The organism is Veillonella atypica, from assembly GCF_041431435.1.
Lineage (GTDB): Bacteria > Bacillota > Negativicutes > Veillonellales > Veillonellaceae > Veillonella > Veillonella atypica.
In genome coordinates, this window is record NZ_JAPVXV010000006.1 from 70142 (window position 1) to 87232 (window position 17091).

Genomic DNA, 17091 nt, shown 5'->3' on the forward strand with positions numbered 1-17091 from the left:
GATGTCTTAAAATAAAGCTTTGCAATGCCGATTTTTTACATCTAGTCAGTTGATAAATAGTCCTATATTCTTGTAACAGCTATGCAAATAGGGTATAATACAGTATGGTGTGTAGTAGACATGGAATTAGATTATGAAAGGACATTCTTATGAGTAAGCCCCAACAAACAATTAAACAGGCTATTTCATATAAGGGAATTGGCCTTCATAGCGGGGAACCTGTAACCATGGTTTTTAAGCCAGCACCTGAAAATACAGGAATTGTGTTTGTGCGCTCAGATATAGAGGGAACCCCCTCCGTTCGAGCACACATTGATAATGTGACGAACACTATGCGCGCTACTACTTTGGAACATGGTGAAGCAAAGGTTTTCACTGTTGAACACGTAATGGCTGCATTCAGTGCTATGAATATTGATAACTGCTTTGTTGAAATGGACTCTCCTGAGCCACCTGTTGGCGATGGCAGTAGCGCCGTATTTGTTGACTTAATCCTTCAGGCGGGAATTGAAGAACAACAAGCTGAACGACATGTGTATAAGGTGAAACGTAGTCATTCCATTTATGATGGCGATAGATTTATTCTTATCGTACCTTATGATGGATATCGCGTTACATTTACATCGATTAATCCACATCCGTTGCTTGGTACGCAACAATGTGATTTTGATGTAACACCTGAGTATTTTGAAGAACATATTGCCCGAGCTAGAACCATTGGATTTGTAAAAGAATTGGAACAATTGCAAGCCATGGGCTTAGCAAAGGGGGGCAGTACAGATAATGCTCTTGTGTATGATGATACAACATGTTTATCTGTTCCACGATTTGAAGACGAATTAGTTCGTCATAAAGCCCTTGATGTGATAGGTGATTTATATTTATTGGGACCTATTGAGGGACATGTAATTGCGTTAAAATCGAGCCATGAACTCAATTCTCGTTTGGCTCATAGTATAATAGAAGAAATAAGGGAGACACAGCAATGATTCTTAACCATGAAGACATTTTAGAAATTTTACCACATCGTTACCCAATGCTATTGGTAGATCGTATTATTGAATTGGAACCAATGAAGCGTGCTGTGGGCATTAAAAATGCTACATTCAATGAATTGTTCTTCCAAGGCCATTTCCCTGGAAATCCAGTTATGCCTGGTGTACTATTAACAGAAGCAATTGCCCAAGTTGGTGGCATTGCTTTATTATATCCTGAAGAAAATCGTGGATTAACACCTATGTTTACAGGCATTGATAAAGTACGTTTCCGTCATCCGGTAAAACCTGGTGATGTTGTACGCATGGAAGTAGACATTGTAAAAATTAAGGGCCGTATGGGCAAGGTTGAAGGTCGCGCTTATGTGGGCGATAAACTTTGTGCTAGCGGTGAATACATGTTTGCCCTTGTATAATAGACTTAAGGAGTGATTGTAGTGATAGTTGTAGGCATGGAAAATGCGGAATCCAACATTCATAACACAGCCATAGTGCATCCGAATGCTAAACTGGGCAAAGATGTTATCATTGGACCTGGTGCTGTCATCGGGGAAAATGTAGAAATAGGGGATGGCACTCAGATTGGTGCCAATGTAGTTATTGGTGGTTGGACAACCATTGGTAAACGTTGTGAAATCTATCCAGGTGCATCCATTGGTTTGGAACCGCAAGATTTAAAATTTAAAGGTGAGAAAAGTTATTGTTACGTAGGTGATGAAACGGTTATCCGTGAATTCGTTACCATTAGCCGTGCTACTGGAGAAGGCGAAGAAACACGTGTTGGCAATAACTGTTTATTACAAGCGTGTACGCATGTGGCTCATAACTGCATTGTGGGGAATAATGTTATTATGAGTAACTGCGCAGGCTTGGCTGGTCATGCTATCGTTGAAGATCGCGTGGTTATTGGCGGACTTGCTGGTGTTCATCAATTTGTAAAAATTGGCCGTAATGCAATGGTTGGCGGTATGGCTAAGGTGGTACAAGATATTCCTCCTTATGTTATTGCTGATGGTCAACCGGCTCGTGTTATCGGGTTAAATTCCGTTGGTCTATCTCGCGCAGGTATTTCGGAAGAGGTACGCCGTAGTTTGAAACAAGCGTTCCGCATCATTTATCGTTCAGGCTTTAGCTTGTCTAGAGCTATTGAAGAGATGGAAATGCAACTTGATTCTTCCGTTGAAATTGAAAACTTATTACGCTTTTTACGCAATGCTGATCGTGGCATTATGCGTACACGCCGTGATTAATATGAAACTCTACATTATGTTTATATAATGTAGAGTTTTTTTGTGGTTATTTTATACTCTTTTTAGACGCATCCTTTTTGAGAAAGAATGTAGGAAAATACAGTGCGTTTATAGCTAGAAAAGCGTTGAAATTATAGTAAAATGGCGTGATTTATAGTACAATATAGTGTATATGAGTATGTCTTAAAATTATACTCAAAACAAATGATTTGACGAAAAATTGTGGACCATATAAGGCTTCACATAGGAGGTATAGTCGTGGCAAAGGTAGGTTTAATTGCAGGTATTGGCGTTTTACCTGTTGAGTTCATGCGGGCTGCTCATATGTTGGGGCATCAAGTTGTAGTCATCGGAGTTGTGCCTGATACGGATCCCATATTAGAGAAAGAAGCGGATTCTTTTTACAACATTAGTGTGGCTAAGTTAGGCAAAATATTTAAAACCTTGAAAAAAGAGGGCGTTACTGAGCTTACTATGCTCGGAAAGGTAACAAAGGAAATTTTATATAAAGGCTTATCCTTCCCTGATTTAAAAACTTTGGGTGTTCTTAAACGATTGAAAAATCGTAAAGATGATACTATTATGCTCGCTATTGTTGATGAAATCGAACGAGAAGGTTTTTCTGTTCTAGATCAAACTGTGTATTTGAAACCGTTCATGCCTAAGGTTGGGGTGTTGACCAAACGACAACCGACAGAAGAACAATGGCAGGATATTTGTTTCGGCTTTGAATTGGCTAAACAGATGGGCAAGCTTGATATTGGTCAAACTGTAGTAGTAAAGCATAAAGCAGCAATGGCTATTGAGGCTATTGAAGGAACTGATAAATGCATATTGCGCGGCGGTGAACTCGGTAGAGGTGAGGCCGTAGTCGTTAAGACTGAAAAACCAAATCAAGATGTTCGCTTTGATGTGCCTGCTGTAGGTATTAAGACATTAATGTCCATGATTGATAGTGGCTGTAATGTTTTGGCTGTAGAGGCTGAAAAGACGATATTTGTACAACAAGAAGATGTACTAGAGATGGCTAATCGCCATAATATTATTATTTGTGCTGTAGATCAAGCATTTGTAGATGCTAGAAAGGAACTATGATGAAAATTATGTTTTCTGCTGGCGAAGCGTCTGGAGACACACATGGCGCTAGCGTGGCCAAAGCGCTTTCACAAATAGATTCCAATATAGAAATGTTCGGTATGGGTGGCACCTTGATGGAACAAGCTGGCGTTCGTATCGTATATGATATCAAAAATCTCGGCGTTATTGGCATCGTAGAAATCATAAAATCATTGCCAAAGTTCTTTAAATTACGCACCTATTTAAAACGAGTTATGTTGAAAGAAAAACCAGACGTACTCGTATGTATCGATTATCCGGGATTCAACATGAAATTGGCTGAAGTAGCTCACCAGTTAGGAATCCCTGTATTGTACTATATAGCGCCTACTATTTGGGCTTGGCATAGCAGCCGTGGCAAGACGATTAAGAAATTTGTTACAAAGGTGGCCTCTATTTTTCCGTTTGAAGCAGAAGCATATCGCAAGTTCAATTGTGATGTAGAATTTGTGGGGCACCCATTAGTAGATATCGTTCATCCATCCATGACTAAGGAGGATGCGATGGACTACTTTGGGGCTAGGCCAGAAGCAAAACGCATTCTATTGATGCCGGGCAGTCGAAAACAAGAGGTATTATCCCTCTTGGATGTAATGCTTGAAAGTGGGGAACGCTTATTACAGTCTCACGAAGATGTACAGTTCTTTTTACCGCGTGCTCATACGATTGAGCGCAGTGAATTAGAAGCTTTCATCAGTGAACGAAATGTCCCTGTAACGATTACGGAAGACCACACCTATGATTTGATGCAAATCTGTGATGTATGTTTAGCTGCATCGGGCACTGCTACACTAGAAACAGCGATGATGGAGTTGCCAACTGTATTATTATATAAGGTATCGCCTATTACATATGGCATCGGTAAGATGGTCGTAAATCTTACGCATGTAGGGTTGCCTAATATTGTGGCTGGCAAGGAAGTCATTCCTGAATTATTGCAAGATGATGTTTCTGTAGATGCTATAGTGAATACCGTCTTACCTCTACTAGATGATTTGCAAGTTAATCAACATATGCGCTCCGAATTGCGCAACGTCAAAGAAAAACTAGGTGAGTCAGGTGCTGTTAATCGCGTGGCTCAATTGATTTATGACCTAGGTAAGGAGAAAACTAATGAATAGTTACTCACGTTTATTGTATTTTGTGAGACCCTATTATAAACGAATGATATTTGCTGTATTTTGCATGATTGTAGCAGCTGCAGCATATCTCGTAGTACCATGGCTAATCAAAAACGTCGTTGACCAAGTATTACAAGATAAAAATATGTTTATGCTCAATCTCATCGTTGGGGCCATCATTTTGATATTTTTAATTCGTGGCTTTGCCACATATGGGCAAACTTACAATATGTCCTATATCGGTCAACGGGTTATCATCGATGTACGGGAAGCAATTTTTAAGCATTTACAACGCTTGTCCTTATCCTATTTTGATCGCCGTAAAACTGGCGTCATCATGAGTAATCTCACAAATGACGTATCTGCTCTTCAATCAGCAGTAGTGGATAATCTAATATCTCTCATTACAGAGTCCGTTACCTTAATTGGTTCTTTAGTTTCCATGTTGCTCATCGATTGGAAGTTAACACTGGTTACATTTATTACGGTACCAATGGTGCTGATTATCATAAATGTGTTTGGTAAAAAGTTGCGTTTAGCTGGCCATGATGTACAAGGTCGTATCGCTGATATTACAGCTCTTTTGCAAGAGGTGATTTCCGCTATTCGCGTCGTAAAATCTTTTGCCCGCGAAGGTTTTGAAGTTAAACGCTTTGAAGTAGAAAATCAAAATAACTTTAATGCCGTTATTAAAGCCACTAAATTGACTAGCTTATTAAGTCCTATGGTTGAGTTCTCTGCAGCGATTGCGGTGGCAGTTATCCTATGGTATGGTGGCTATTCCGTAGTTACAGGAACGATTACAGCTGGTTCTTTAATTGCGTTCTTGATTTATGCTATTAACCTATCAAATCCTGTTAAGCGTTTGAGCCAAGTCTATGGTAATATCCAAAAAGCGTTGGCTGCAGCTGACCGTGTGTTTGATATTTTAGATACAAAAGCCGATGTAGTGGAAAAAGAAAACGCTATAGAATTGCCTGATATTAAAGGCGATGTAGATTTTAATCACGTTAGTTTCTCCTACGATGGTGAAAAAATGGCATTATGTGATTTTAACTTGTCTGTTAAGGCTGGTGAAAGCGTAGCCTTAGTAGGACCGTCTGGAGCAGGCAAGACAACATTAGCCAATCTATTACCTCGTTTTTATGATGTTACGAGTGGATCTATAACAATTGATGGTACAGATATTAAAGACGTAACCTTTAAATCGTTACGTAATCAAATTGGGTTAGTACCACAAGAAACAGTTTTATTTAATGCATCCATTAAAGAGAATATTTTATATGGTCGCTTAGATGCGAGTGATGAAGAAATTTACGAAGCAGCTAAGGCGGCGAATGTATTAGAGTTTGTGGATAAGATGCCTGATGGTCTCGATACTATTGTAGGTGAACGAGGTAGTTCGTTATCAGGTGGTCAACGTCAACGCGTTGCAATTGCACGTGCTATCTTGAAGAATCCTAAGATTTTAATTTTGGATGAGGCTACGTCTGCTCTTGATACAGAAAGTGAAAAACTTGTACAAGAAGCGTTAGACCGCTTGATGGAAGGTCGTACAGCCTTTGTTATTGCCCATCGTTTGAGCACTGTACAAAATGCACATCAAATTGTTGTATTAAATCAAGGTAAGTTGGTAGAGAAGGGAACTCACCAAGAACTATTAGCCTTGGAAAATGGTTTATATAACCATCTTTATTCCGTTCAGTTCTCTAATAAAGGATAAACATGTACTGGATATATAATGTATTGCTCATATTTTACTGGATTGGCCTAATTCCGGTTATCCTATATCGTCTTGCTTTTGAAGATGGTTTTTATGAGCGTATAAAACAAAGTGCAGGATATATGCCTGCTACACTATTAAAAAAAATAGAAGGACGTCGTGCGATATGGATTCATGCTGCATCAGTTGGGGAGATTGTTGCAACGAGTCCTCTTGTAAAAGAAATTAAACGAGAGTTTCCAGAAGCGGTAGTCGTTGTATCTGTCGTTACGGCCACAGGTCATGCGATGGCACATCGAATTATACCGGAAGCTGAAGGCATAATTTTCTTCCCCTTAGATTTACCGTACTTAACACGTAAAATTTTGCATATCATTAAACCGATTGCTATTTTATTAGTAGAAACAGAAATTTGGCCAAATTTCTTGCGTATCGCAGAGTCTGAAAAGATTCCAGTTATGATGGTGAATGGTCGTATTTCCGATCGCAGTATGAAACGCTATCGCTATATTAGTGCTTTCACGCGGGAAATGTTGAGCTCTATCGAACGATTCTGTATGCAATCAAATTTTGATGCAGAATATATTGCACAGCTTGGTGCGAACCCTGATGAAATCACTGTTACTGGCAATATGAAGTATGATCAAACCTATGCAACAGTATCCGAAGAAGAAAAGCAAGCCTTGTTAGACGAATTTGGATTTGGTCATAATCATCCTATTATCGTTGCAGGCAGTACACACAAGGGTGAAGATGAAGCCGTATTTGAATCTTTTAAACAGGTTTTAGTAGAGTATCCTAATGCAAGATTACTTATTGCGCCGCGTGAGATTTATAGAGGCCATGATGTACAGACCTTAGCAAAACGTTATGGTTTGGAAGCCATTTGTCGTAGTGATATGACCGAACCGGTGCATAAGGAAATTCCTGTAGTAGTACTTGATACGATAGGGGAACTTGGTCGTTTGTACAGCTTAGGCGATATCATTTTCGTAGGTGGTTCTCTTGTTAAAACAGGGGGGCACAATATTCTAGAACCAGCTGCTCATGGAAAACCTATTATTGTGGGCCCGCATATGTTTAATTTTAAGGAAATTTTTAATCTCTTACATTCTAGACATGCATGTGAGCAAGTTAAAAATCAAAAAGATTTAACTACTATGATTTTACATCTCTGTAAACACCCTGAATTAGCGAAAGAAATGGGGCAGAATTGCTTAGATATTATCCGTGAAAATCGTGGTGCAACGCGTCGCAATACGCAAGAATTACGTCAACTATTTGAATCACATCATATTATTCCTTAAGAAATATTGGTGTAATCGATACGGAAGGAGGTGCCTACTATGAATGGTGAAGATATTTTTAAGAGCATTGTAAGCGGCGAAGATCAATCTATCTTAGGCGATGTAGCCAGGGCTGGGTTATCACTTCTTAGTAAGGGGTATAAAAAAGCTGTTACTATGCGTAACGCAAAGTTTGATGCAAATAAAGGTGTTGTAAAAGTATCGATACCTGTAATTAGTGTTGGTAATATAACAGCTGGTGGAACTGGTAAAACTCCAATGGTTAGACTTATCTGTGATATTTTAGGACAGAAAGGCTTTCATCCAACTGTATTGAGCCGTGGTTATAGAGCTAAAGATAATAGTCAAAATACAATTATTTCCAAGCATGGATCTATTTTAGTAGAGCCTGAGGAAAGTGGAGATGAGGCTTGGCTATTAGCGAAAGTGCTACCAAAATCTAGTGTAATTATTGGTCGTAATCGTATAGAATCGGCACGTATAGCAATTGAAGAGTTAGGTGCTGATTATCTTGTAATGGATGACGGTTTTCAACATCGAGCGTTGCATCGAGATAAGGATATCGTATTAATCGATGCATCGAATCCTTTTGGCTATGAACATGTATTGCCAAGAGGATTATTACGTGAGCCTATGGAGGGCCTTGCACGAGCTGATATTATTGTGCTTACAAAAGTAGATCAAGTTGATCCAGGATTGGTTGCAGCACTTAGAAAACGATTAGCTCGGATGGCGCCACAAAAGCCTGTTTATGAGACCGTTCATAAACCACGTGCAGTCTATACACTTGAGGCATGGGCTAATGGTGATGAAGGACATCCTATTGGTACTGATAGCGATTTACCTATTATGGCCGTAAGTGGTATCGGTAATCCTAAATCCTTTACGAAGACGCTAGAAGGCTGTGGCTACGACGTAGTACATACAATGGGTTTTGGTGATCATCATGATTTTTCGGATGATGATGTAGTAGAAATTTGGAAGCAAGCTTTTGCTCATCAAGCCAAGGCGATTATGATTACTGAAAAAGATGCTGTTAAATTAAGTCAGTTGCATACAATTGAAGACTTGAAAATACCGATTCTAGTGCTATCCATAGGTATTGAGTTCATCTCTGGAAAACAAGAATTCATAGAAAATTTAGAGATTTAGTGTATAATAATAAGATACGCAAATAAAAGAAATGGGGTTTTATTGTGAATATTGGTTGTGTGATTCCAGCTCGATTTGGTTCCACGAGATTGCCAGGAAAACCTTTGGCAGATATCGCGGGTAAACCTATGATTCAACGTGTTTATGAACGTGTTACACAGGCGAAGAGACCACAAGTAGTTATTGTGGCTACTGATGATCAACGCGTATATGATGCGGTTAAATCTTTTGGTGGTACGGTTGTTATGACTGATGCCAATCATCCGACTGGAACTGACCGATTAGCTGAAGTAGCACAACAATATACCGACCTAGATGTTATCATCAATGTACAAGGTGATGAACCTATGATTGATGCGCATTTAATCGATCAGTTAGGAGAACTTTTTGAAGATGATGCACATCTACAAATGGCTACAGTAGCAACCCCTTTATTAAAAGAAGAGTATGATGAACCTTCTGCGGTGAAGGTTATACTTAATAAACGAAATGATGCGATGTATTTTTCCCGCTCTTTAATCCCCTATCCACGTCATGATTTTGTTAATGCTCCTTTAAAGCACATTGGCATTTATGCATATCGCCGTCAATTTTTATTAGACTATGCAAAGATGGAGCCTACTGCAGCAGAGCAAACAGAGTCGTTAGAGCAATTGAGAGCGTTGGAAAATGGATTTTCCATCCGCGTCATTACTACAGATAAACGATTTGTTGGTGTTGATACACCAGAAGACTTAGCTCGTGTAAATAAAATATTCGAGCAAGAGGAGAAATAAATGAAAACAGTAAATGTTGGTAATATGACAATTGGTGGCGGTAAAGGGCTATTTGTATTAGCAGGCCCATGTGTAATCGAAGATTACGACCGCACATTGGCAATTGGCAAAGAGGCTAAAGCAATTTGTGAACGCCTAGGCATTCCTTATGTATTTAAAGCTTCTTTTGATAAAGCTAATCGCTCTAGCTTCAATTCTTTCCGTGGTCCAGGCCTAGAAGAAGGTCTAAAAATTTTAGCGTCCATCAAAAAAGAATTGAATGTACCAGTTGTTAGCGACATCCATTCTATTGAACAAATTGAACCAGCAGCAGAAGTGTTGGATATTCTCCAAATTCCTGCATTCTTATGTCGTCAAACTGACCTAGTTTACGGTGCTGCTAAAACGGGCAAATGCGTAAATGTAAAAAAAGGTCAATTCATGGCTCCAAAAGATATGGAGAATGTTCTTAATAAAATGAAAGAATCGGGCAATGAAAATCTTATGCTTACAGAACGTGGTTTTAGCTTTGGCTATAATAATCTCGTTGTAGATATGAGATCATTCCCTATTATGCGTTCCTTTGATTATCCAGTAATTTTTGATGCTACTCATAGTGTGCAATTACCAGGTGGGGCTGGTACAAAATCAAGTGGCAATCGAGAATTCGTACCAAATTTGGCACGTGCCGCTGTTGCTAGTGGTGTAGATGGTTTATTCTTTGAAGTACATGATAATCCTGAGGAAGCGCTTTCCGATGGTCCAAACATGGTATATTTAAATCAATTCGAAGACTTATTAAAAGACTTAGTAGCTATTGATAAAATCGTTAAACGATAAGGGGCGATAGTATTGGATATTTTAGAACAGGCCGCTCAAGTGCTTCATGAGGAAGCACAAGCGATAGAACAGTTAATAACAACATTAGATCAAAGTTTTGTAAATGCTGTTAACATGATTCTTGCATGTAAAGGTCGTGTTGTATGTACTGGCATGGGTAAATCTGGACATATTGGTCGTAAGATTGCTGCTACATTAGCGAGTACAGGTACACCAGCATTATTTATGCACCCAGGGGAAGGTGTTCATGGCGATCTAGGTATGATTACTGAAGATGATGTAGTACTTGCCTTTTCTAATAGTGGGGAAACAGGTGAAATCATTGGTATTTTGCCTTCATTGCGCCGCATAGGTGCTAAATTGATTTGCGTTGTAGGAAAACCTGAATCTACATTGGCTAAAAATTCCGATGTTGTATTATTGGCGCAAGTTGAACGCGAAGCATGTCCGTTAGGATTGGCACCAACTACAAGTACAACAGTAGCATTGGCCTTGGGCGATGCTTTGGCGGTATGTTTACTAGAGCGTCATCATTTTACGCCGGAAAACTTTGCTGTTTTCCATCCAGGTGGCTCACTTGGGAGACGTTTATTGTTGACTGTTGAAAATATTATGCATGGTGGTGAAGATAATCCAGTTGTACACAAAGGGGCAACCGTTCGTGATGCTCTGTTTGTAATGACGGAAAAAGGACTTGGTGCCACTAGCGTTATCGATGAAGATGGTCACTTAATCGGCCTTGTAACTGATGGTGATGTGCGTCGTGGTCTTGATTCTGGTAGCAACTTCTTAGAGTGGCCAGTTGAAGATATGATGACGAATATGCCACGTACTATTACAAAGGATAAATTGGCTGCTGAAGCACTTCATGTAATGGAAAAAAATCAACCTCGTCCTATTACAGTACTACCTGTAGTAGATGAAGAAGGCCATGCAATGGGGATTGTTCACATTACAGACTTACTTCGTCGAGGCATCGTGTAATGAATATTAAGTGGATTATCCTCGATGTTGATGGTGTATTAACAGATGGAAAATTAATCTATACATCGAGTGGTGAAGAAATAAAGGCCTTCTCTGCAAGAGACGGATTAGGTCTAGCCGCTGCTCATAAAGCAGGGATTTCACTAGGCATTATAACGGCTCGCACATCGCCTATGGTGGAACGGCGTGCTAAGGAATTAAAATTTGATGCTTTATTGATGGGGCATGCTAATAAAACGGAGGCTCTACGTTCTCTATGTGAAAGCCATCATATTGAGTTGGCGCATATAGCTTATATGGGTGATGATTTAAATGACCTAGGGGCTTTATCTCTCGTAGGCTTGCCGATGGCTCCTCAAGATGCGGCGGCTGAGGTTAAGGAATTGGCTCAATTTGTATCAAATCACAATGGTGGATCTGGTGCCGTGCGAGATGCTGTTGAATATATTTTAAAAGCTCAAAACATGTGGGATTCAGTCGTAAAAGACTATGCTATGGAGGCTCATAACCATGGTCAATAAAGGAGGTGAGCAGAATGAATAATGAATGGCAATACCATGTCGTTAAGGGAATTAGTTGGCTTGTATGTCGACTGCCATATAAGCTCATTTTGCTCATAGGTGCTAGCTTAGGACCCCTGTATGGAGTTATTGCAAAAAAGCAAAAGCTAAGAGGCATTAAAAATATAAAAATTGGCATGAATATGAATGACGAACAGGCAGAGGCTTTAATTGAAAAGCTATTCAAAAACCTAGGTCGAAGCGTTATGGAAATTCTGTATATGCCGAATTTGACTAAGAAATTTATTAATGAGCATATCGAAATGCGCGGTGTAGAGCATTTGGATAATGCTATTAAAGAAGATAAAGGCGTCATTGTTCTTACTGGGCATGTAGGCAACTGGGAATGGATGGGGGCTGCGTTAGCTGCACATGGTTATCCATCTACAACTATTGTAAAAAAACAACCTAATGCACAATTTACACGCTTTATGAATGAATATCGTGAAATGGTTGGCCTCGATGTGTTTGCCAGCGGTGGTAATGAAATAGTTTCTGCTGCAAAAGCATTGAAAAAGAAGAAATTGTTGGGCTTTTTGGCCGATCAAGATGGATATATTCACGGATTACCGGTGCCATTTTTAGGGCAACCTTCTTCTGCTGTTGTAGGACCGGCTACATTTGCTAAAAAATTCGGTTCTCCTGTAGTACCAATTTTTACATCTAGAAAGCCTGAAGGCGGACATATTGTTCATATCTTGCCACCATTACATTACAATAATAGTGGCGATGATGATGTAGATATGTATACGTTGACAGAAGAGTGTGTACGCGTAACAGAAGACTTTATTCGTGAACATCCTGATGAGTGGATTTGGTTCCAACATCGATGGATGACTAAGATGAGCGAAATCGTTGATTATTATAAGAAACTAGAGATTCGGGAGAGAGCACATGAAAAACAATAAAAAATTAATCGCTATTGTCGTGGCTATCGTCATTGCTCTAGTTGGTCTAATCGCGTTCATTTTGCACGACTCTGGAGACTCTTCTTCTAAAGGGGCTAATAATGGGCAACTGGTGAATTTCCAAGGTGCCGAGCTTCAAGAAGAGAAGGACGGTAAGTTGGTATGGGCCCTATCTGCAGAGAAAATCGAGTATGACCCTCGTTCAAAATCGATTGTACTCACTAATTTAAAGGGTCTTTTCTATCAAGATGATGTGACAACAACGATTACGGCACCTCATGCTGTATTGTCTGGCGATCATAGTTCCCTTGATATTGATGGTGGTGTAACAGCTACCAATACAGAAGGGGCTAATTTTAAGACCGATGCATTACATTTTGATAACAAAACTAAAATGCTTACATCAAAAACGGCTTTCACTTATGATTCAAAAGATATTACCTTAACTGGTGATAAGTTAGAAGGTAATATGTCGTTGAAACAAATCAAAGCGATTGGTCATGCTAAATTGACGAAAAAGTAAAGTTGAGGAATTGCGATGAATAAGAAAAAATATATGGGATTAGCTGTAATCTCAGCAATGATGATGCTATCTGTTACCGCTTGGGCTGCCAATGAAGGTCCGTTGACCATTAGTGCGGATACATTATCCTATGATGGTAATACAGGTCGTGCAGAGGCATCTGGTAATGTAGTAATTACACAACAAGATAAAACGATGACTGGTGCGAATGGATGGTACAATACTAAAACTCGTGAAGCATCTCTAGAAGGTGGTGTTTCCATGATTGGTGATAATATGTCCATGTCCGCACAATCTGTACATAGTGTAAATGATAACCAGTTCAGTGCAGAGGGGGATGTTCATTTGCAACGAGATGATCGCCAAATCTTCGGTGACTCTGTTGAGTACAACTCTGATACTGAATATGGTAAGGTAGTGGGAAATGCTAAATTAATTGCAGAAGGCACTACATTGACAGGTAACCAAGTAGAAGGTTGGTTGAAAGAAATTCGCGCCGTTGCACAAGGTGGTGTAACATTTAATAATCCAGATAAAAATGTATCTGGTTCGGCAGATCGTGCTACATATACGCAAACGCCTAATCAAAATGATGGGGTTGTATTGCTTACTGGCTCAGCACATGCAGTACAAAATGGCAATGTGTTGAATGCGCCTGAGTTAAAATTATACTTGAAGGATAACTCTGCGGAAACATTAGGCGGACGTAGTACATTAGTTATCACACCGAACTAGTAAGGATTAATGTATGTATATAGAAACTAAGAACCTAGTCAAAACATTTAATGGTCGGAATGTAGTAGATGGTGTAAGTCTTCATGTTGAAAAAGGACAAGTCGTGGGGCTATTGGGGCCTAATGGGGCTGGTAAGACTACATCGTTCTACATGATTGTAGGCATTGAAAAACCGACGACAGGTATTATTACAGTTGATGGTAAGGATATCACGATGTTACCGATGTATAAGCGGGCAGCGGAAGGCATTGGTTATTTACCCCAAGAGGCATCGATTTTTAGATCTATGACTGTTGAGGAAAATATTCGTGCCATGTTGGAAACAACAAATAAAAATCGTGATGAAATCGATCAAATTGTAAACTCTCTTATTGATGAATTTAATATTGGTCATGTGCGAGATCGTAAGGGGATGCAACTATCCGGTGGTGAACGGCGGCGTGTAGAGATTGCTCGCTGTTTGGCTTTAGAACCGAACTTTATCTTATTGGATGAACCATTTGCCGGCGTAGACCCAATTGCAGTTGCCGATATTCAACAAATTATTTTACAAGTAAAAAATAGAGGAATCGGCATTCTTATTACAGACCATAATGTGCGAGAAACATTAGGTATTGTTGATAAGGCATATATTTTAAGCACAGGTAAGATCTTATTGGAAGGTACACCTGATGAAATTGCCAATAACCCAATTGCTCGTGAACATTATTTAGGTAACAATTTTAAATTATAGGAGGGACCATGCGCTTATTAGATAAATATATTTTAAAAGCCTTTGTAGGTCCATTCCTATTTGGGGTATTTGCTTTTACCAGTATTTTCATTGGTACAGGTACATTATTCCGCATTGCTCAATATATAACAGAATATGGTGCTCCGCTACTACTCGTTATGAAAGCCTTCTTTTTAGCTATGCCAAGTATTATTTTATTGACATTCCCTATGTCTGTATTGCTTGGTTCGCTGATGGCTTTCAGCAGACTAAGTAGTACTAGTGAAATCGTAGTTATGAGGGCTGGTGGCCTTAGTTTTTTACGACTTGCAATGCCTGTATATATTTTAGCGTTGCTTATTTCTATTGGTGCTGTAGCATTTAATGAATTTGTCGTACCACGTACAAACAATATGTATCAAACCATTGTGCGCGAAGAAATTATGAAGAATGCATCGCCACAAACGCAAAATCATATTGTGCTAAAATCTATGAATGGTGACAATCTTAGTACATTGATGTATGCTAAACACTATGATAGTGACAGTAAAAAACTAAGCATGATTACGGTGCAACAATTCAATGACAAAGGTGAACTACAACAGGTAGAAAATGCGGAAAATGCTGAATGGAATGGCCAAGTATGGGTCATGCATAGCGGTATAATCTATGACGTATCGGCTGGTGAAGGTGTAGAGCGGACAATGAAGTTTAAAGAACAAGTATTGCCAATTAAATCTTCACCAAATGAAGTACAACAAGATCAACGTAAACCAGAAGAATTGACGATTAAAGAATTGCGTCATCAAATTAAAGCATATAAAGCTGCATATACAAATTCTAATAAGTTAGAAATGGAAATGTACCAACGTTTTACCATTCCGTTGGCAAGCTTTGTATTTGCCTTAGTAGGCGCACCGTTGGGCTTGCAAAAACAAAGGTCTAGTTCGTCTATCGGATTTGGTATCAGTATTTTAATTATCTTTATTTACTATGGTGTCATGACCTTTGCCGGAGCTCTTGGTAAGGGTGGTGCATTACCAACGTGGATGGCAGCAATGATTCCTGATACATTAGGTATCATTGCCGGATTATATTTAAATTGGCGTGTTTCACGCTAATAGATAGTATGTTGGATTACAATTTATTTTGAAAGGAGGGACACCATGCTTGTAGGATTAAAGATTCTCGTTATTATCGCTATCATGGGCGGGCTTATTGCCTATATGGGTGATAAACTAGGGACAAAGGTCGGTAAGCGTAGAATGTCCCTCTTTGGATTGCGTCCTAAGCATACATCGATTATTGTAACGATTGTAACAGGTCTACTCGTTGCAGCTGCAACGGTTGGTGTTCTTACAATTACATCGCAAAGCGTACGTACTGCGCTTTTTGGGATGGATCAATTGCGGGCAGATATGAATCAGCTAACAGCAGAGGTAGCTGCTAAAAATGCTGAATTAGAACAAGGTCAAGCCCTATTGGAAGCTAATAAAAAAGAATTAGCGGATCGTATGGCTGAGATTGAAACAATTCGCAAAGAGGTTGAACAAAGCCGTCAAGAATTAGCTGATGCAGAGGCTGCAAAGGTTGCTACAGAGGCAGAATTATCTGCATTACAAGCCTCCTATGATGAGGCCTCTAAAAAATTAGCTGCCTTGGAAGCTACACGGGCTAGTATGGAAAAACATATTGCCGACTTGCAGAAAACACAAGAAGAGTTAAAAACGGGGATTATCCATCTTAGAGAAGGTACTATTTTATTCCAAGTTGACCAATTATTAGCACAGGCTGTAGTGCGTAATGGTTTATCTCCTAATGAAGCGCGTGATGCGGTTAATAGTATTGTGGAAGATACAAATAAACTCGTTCTTCGTCGCTTAGGTGTTGAAGATCATGGTGAATCCGTCGTGTACGTGGACCGTCAAAATATTGAGGTCGTCATCTCGAAAATTGAAGAATCTAAAACGCCTATGGTTATCCAAGTAGTTGCAGCTGGTAATATCATTGCTGGTGAACCAGCGGTTGCGACGATTCACGTGTATCCACAACAATTTATTTATAAATCAGGTGACGTGATTGCTACGTCTGTTATCGATGGTGGTAGTAATGCTCAAGTCAATATGCTTCGTTTCTTGAAACAAGTCAATGAAGAGGCTAAGTCTAAAGGGGTTATACCAGATTCGTTGTCCGGTGATATTGGTACAATACCTGGAGATGAACTATTTTCTGCAATACGTCGCATTAGCATGCTACATGGCAAGGTATATGTAGAGGCGTATGCCGATGGTGATACATATTCATCTGGCCCTGTACATATTAAATTGCGTATTACACAGATGACAGATACGGGTAAACTTATAAAATCAAATTAGTTTCTATATAAATGGCCTATGTATTAAGATTTAAT

18 protein-coding genes are annotated in these 17091 nt (G+C 39.4%); all 18 read left to right on the forward strand.

The window, feature by feature from the left end; translation table 11 throughout:
* The first annotated feature begins 149 nt into the window (after positions 1–149).
* The 18 genes from lpxC (at position 150) to O3598_RS08435 (ending at position 17056) form a co-directional block, all read left to right on the forward strand.
* Positions 150–989, forward strand: coding sequence for a UDP-3-O-acyl-N-acetylglucosamine deacetylase (lpxC, locus tag O3598_RS08350; RefSeq protein ID WP_371452364.1), 840 nt, complete (start codon positions 150–152; stop codon positions 987–989).
* Positions 986–1411 carry a 3-hydroxyacyl-ACP dehydratase FabZ gene (gene fabZ / locus O3598_RS08355; RefSeq protein ID WP_005376579.1) on the forward strand — a complete coding sequence of 142 codons (426 nt, stop codon included), beginning with the start codon at positions 986–988 and terminating at the stop codon, positions 1409–1411. The genes lpxC and fabZ overlap by 4 nt, the downstream gene beginning before the upstream one ends.
* A gap of 21 nt (positions 1412–1432) precedes the next feature.
* Positions 1433–2245 (forward strand): acyl-ACP--UDP-N-acetylglucosamine O-acyltransferase, encoded by an 813-nt coding sequence (gene lpxA / locus O3598_RS08360; RefSeq protein WP_156931060.1) that lies wholly within the window; start codon positions 1433–1435, stop codon positions 2243–2245.
* Between the two features lie 258 nt (positions 2246–2503).
* Entirely contained in the window at positions 2504–3340 is an 837-nt protein-coding gene (locus tag O3598_RS08365; protein ID WP_005381836.1) for an LpxI family protein, read from the forward strand.
* Positions 3340–4482, forward strand: coding sequence for a lipid-A-disaccharide synthase (gene lpxB / locus O3598_RS08370; protein WP_371452399.1), 1143 nt, complete (start codon positions 3340–3342; stop codon positions 4480–4482). Before O3598_RS08365 ends, lpxB begins: the two co-directional genes overlap by 1 nt.
* Entirely contained in the window at positions 4475–6205 is a 1731-nt protein-coding gene (msbA, locus tag O3598_RS08375; protein ID WP_005376614.1) for a lipid A export permease/ATP-binding protein MsbA, read from the forward strand. Before lpxB ends, msbA begins: the two co-directional genes overlap by 8 nt.
* 2 nt (positions 6206–6207) lie before the next feature.
* Positions 6208–7512: a 3-deoxy-D-manno-octulosonic acid transferase gene (locus O3598_RS08380; protein WP_005376599.1), complete on the forward strand. Its 1305-nt coding sequence runs from the start codon at positions 6208–6210 to the stop codon at positions 7510–7512.
* A gap of 39 nt (positions 7513–7551) precedes the next feature.
* Complete coding sequence (gene lpxK / locus O3598_RS08385; RefSeq protein ID WP_005376597.1) at positions 7552–8664, forward strand: tetraacyldisaccharide 4'-kinase; 1113 nt, start codon at positions 7552–7554, stop codon at positions 8662–8664.
* 44 nt (positions 8665–8708) lie between these two features.
* Entirely contained in the window at positions 8709–9440 is a 732-nt protein-coding gene (kdsB, locus tag O3598_RS08390; protein ID WP_119982154.1) for a 3-deoxy-manno-octulosonate cytidylyltransferase, read from the forward strand.
* Positions 9441–10259 (forward strand): 3-deoxy-8-phosphooctulonate synthase, encoded by an 819-nt coding sequence (gene kdsA / locus O3598_RS08395; protein ID WP_005376564.1) that lies wholly within the window; start codon positions 9441–9443, stop codon positions 10257–10259.
* A gap of 12 nt (positions 10260–10271) precedes the next feature.
* Positions 10272–11243 carry a KpsF/GutQ family sugar-phosphate isomerase gene (locus O3598_RS08400; RefSeq protein ID WP_005376628.1) on the forward strand — a complete coding sequence of 324 codons (972 nt, stop codon included), beginning with the start codon at positions 10272–10274 and terminating at the stop codon, positions 11241–11243.
* Entirely contained in the window at positions 11243–11764 is a 522-nt protein-coding gene (locus O3598_RS08405; RefSeq protein ID WP_005376638.1) for a KdsC family phosphatase, read from the forward strand. The genes O3598_RS08400 and O3598_RS08405 overlap by 1 nt, the downstream gene beginning before the upstream one ends.
* 14 nt (positions 11765–11778) lie before the next feature.
* A complete protein-coding gene (locus tag O3598_RS08410) occupies positions 11779–12711 on the forward strand; it encodes a lysophospholipid acyltransferase family protein (protein ID WP_005376592.1) in 933 nt (310 codons plus the stop codon).
* A complete protein-coding gene (lptC, locus tag O3598_RS08415) occupies positions 12698–13234 on the forward strand; it encodes an LPS export ABC transporter periplasmic protein LptC (RefSeq protein WP_005376610.1) in 537 nt (178 codons plus the stop codon). The genes O3598_RS08410 and lptC overlap by 14 nt, the downstream gene beginning before the upstream one ends.
* A gap of 15 nt (positions 13235–13249) precedes the next feature.
* Positions 13250–13969, forward strand: coding sequence for an LptA/OstA family protein (locus tag O3598_RS08420; protein WP_005376608.1), 720 nt, complete (start codon positions 13250–13252; stop codon positions 13967–13969).
* 13 nt (positions 13970–13982) lie between these two features.
* On the forward strand, positions 13983–14702 hold the full coding sequence (gene lptB / locus O3598_RS08425) for an LPS export ABC transporter ATP-binding protein (protein ID WP_005376602.1): 720 nt from the start codon (positions 13983–13985) through the stop codon (positions 14700–14702).
* A gap of 8 nt (positions 14703–14710) precedes the next feature.
* Positions 14711–15802: an LptF/LptG family permease gene (locus O3598_RS08430; RefSeq protein WP_302942124.1), complete on the forward strand. Its 1092-nt coding sequence runs from the start codon at positions 14711–14713 to the stop codon at positions 15800–15802.
* 45 nt (positions 15803–15847) lie between these two features.
* Positions 15848–17056, forward strand: coding sequence for a DUF3084 family protein (locus O3598_RS08435; protein WP_371452368.1), 1209 nt, complete (start codon positions 15848–15850; stop codon positions 17054–17056).
* The last annotated feature ends 35 nt before the right edge of the window (positions 17057–17091 follow it).

What these genes read in the sequence shown, in the direction of transcription:
- lpxB (WP_371452399.1), top strand. Translation starts at nt 3,340, where the DNA reads ATGAAAATTATGTTTTCTGCTGGCGAAGCGTCTGGAGACACACATGGC.
- lpxK (WP_005376597.1), top strand. Translation starts at nt 7,552, where the DNA reads ATGAATGGTGAAGATATTTTTAAGAGCATTGTAAGCGGCGAAGATCAA.
- lptB (WP_005376602.1), top strand. Translation starts at nt 13,983, where the DNA reads ATGTATATAGAAACTAAGAACCTAGTCAAAACATTTAATGGTCGGAAT.
- msbA (WP_005376614.1), top strand. Translation starts at nt 4,475, where the DNA reads ATGAATAGTTACTCACGTTTATTGTATTTTGTGAGACCCTATTATAAA.
- O3598_RS08405 (WP_005376638.1), top strand. Translation starts at nt 11,243, where the DNA reads ATGAATATTAAGTGGATTATCCTCGATGTTGATGGTGTATTAACAGAT.
- kdsA (WP_005376564.1), top strand. Translation starts at nt 9,441, where the DNA reads ATGAAAACAGTAAATGTTGGTAATATGACAATTGGTGGCGGTAAAGGG.
- fabZ (WP_005376579.1), top strand. Translation starts at nt 986, where the DNA reads ATGATTCTTAACCATGAAGACATTTTAGAAATTTTACCACATCGTTAC.
- O3598_RS08420 (WP_005376608.1), top strand. Translation starts at nt 13,250, where the DNA reads ATGAATAAGAAAAAATATATGGGATTAGCTGTAATCTCAGCAATGATG.
- lpxC (WP_371452364.1), top strand. Translation starts at nt 150, where the DNA reads ATGAGTAAGCCCCAACAAACAATTAAACAGGCTATTTCATATAAGGGA.
- O3598_RS08430 (WP_302942124.1), top strand. Translation starts at nt 14,711, where the DNA reads ATGCGCTTATTAGATAAATATATTTTAAAAGCCTTTGTAGGTCCATTC.
- O3598_RS08380 (WP_005376599.1), top strand. Translation starts at nt 6,208, where the DNA reads ATGTACTGGATATATAATGTATTGCTCATATTTTACTGGATTGGCCTA.
- O3598_RS08410 (WP_005376592.1), top strand. Translation starts at nt 11,779, where the DNA reads ATGAATAATGAATGGCAATACCATGTCGTTAAGGGAATTAGTTGGCTT.
- lptC (WP_005376610.1), top strand. Translation starts at nt 12,698, where the DNA reads ATGAAAAACAATAAAAAATTAATCGCTATTGTCGTGGCTATCGTCATT.
- O3598_RS08435 (WP_371452368.1), top strand. Translation starts at nt 15,848, where the DNA reads ATGCTTGTAGGATTAAAGATTCTCGTTATTATCGCTATCATGGGCGGG.